The 1,173-nt window shown below is 67.9% G+C and carries 1 protein-coding gene; it reads right to left on the reverse strand.

Features of this window, described 5'->3' with window-relative positions; translation table 11 throughout:
* Window positions 1–1,068, reverse strand: a 1,068-nt coding sequence (gene nirK / locus DC522_RS33630; protein WP_245444775.1) for a copper-containing nitrite reductase, incomplete at its 3' end; no start/stop codon positions are given.
* Window positions 1,069–1,173 lie beyond the last annotated feature (105 nt).

Raw genomic sequence — 1,173 nt, forward strand, 5'->3', positions numbered from 1 at the left:
GTCCTTGAACACGGTGGGGTTCTCAGGCCCTTCCACCTGCAGAAGGCCCGCCAGCCCGCGCTCGACCCGGCTCAGGGCATGGTCGACCAGCACGTAGGTGCCGGGCACCTCGAGCCGGAACTCGACCACGCTCGCCCCGCCCGGCGGGGTGGTGATGGTCTGCACGTCCTTCATGGGCGAGTTCAGGGACGCCATCGGATAGGCGGTGTCGAAGATCTCGCCGATCACGTGGAAGGACGAGGTGTAGTTCGGCCCGCCGACGCCAAAATAGATCCGCACCGTCTCGCCGACCTTCGCCGTCAGCGGGTTCGTCTTCAGCGCATCGGCGCTGCCGTTGAAGATGAAGTACTCGGGCCGCTCGCCGAGCAGCTTGTCGAGGCTCTCGTCCAGGTGGCCCTTCGTGCCGAAGGCTTGCGCGGTGTAGAGCTCGCCCTGCATCACGTAGAACTCGTGATCCACCTGCGGCAGCCCCTCCGCCGGCTCGACCAGGATCAGGCCGTACATGCCGTTGGCGATGTGCTGGGCCACCGTGGGGGTGGCGCAGTGATAGACATACAGGCCAGGATTCAGCGCCTTGAACTCGAAGCCGCGGGTTTCGCCGGGGGCGGCTTCCGTGGCCTTGGCGCCGCCGCCGGGGCCGGTCACCGCATGGAAGTCGACATTGTGCATCATGGCGCTGTCCGCGTGGTTCGTGAGGCTGACCTCCACGGTGTCGCCGACGCGCACCCGCACGAAGGGACCGGGCACCTTGTTGTTGAAGGTCCAGTAATGATAGCTGGTGCCGTCATCGAGCCGGCCGGTGACCTCGGTGGTCTCGAAAGCGACCTTGACCCGCTGCGGGCCGCGCCGACCGATCGGCCCGGGCAGATCGCTGGGCAGGCGCACGACGCTGACGGGCGCGTCGGCGGTGCCGGCACTGGCCGGATGGCTGTGCCGGTGCGGGGCGGGGGTGGCCGCGGCCATCCTCTGGGCCTGGGCGGGCGCAGCGAGCAGGGCTGCGGCGCCGAGAGCCAGAACGGCAGCCGTGGCGAGCCGCGGCCGGCGTCCCGAGGTCATCCTGGTCTTCATCGTCATCTCCTGTGTGGGCCGCCTGGCGGATCGGAAGTGGTCCGTCATCGGATGACGATGTTCTACGCTGACGTCGGCGGACCTTATTTGTCCCCGAGCAAATAA

Source organism: Microvirga sp. KLBC 81, from assembly GCF_003075415.1.
In the GTDB taxonomy this organism is placed as follows: Bacteria; Pseudomonadota; Alphaproteobacteria; order Rhizobiales; family Beijerinckiaceae; genus Microvirga.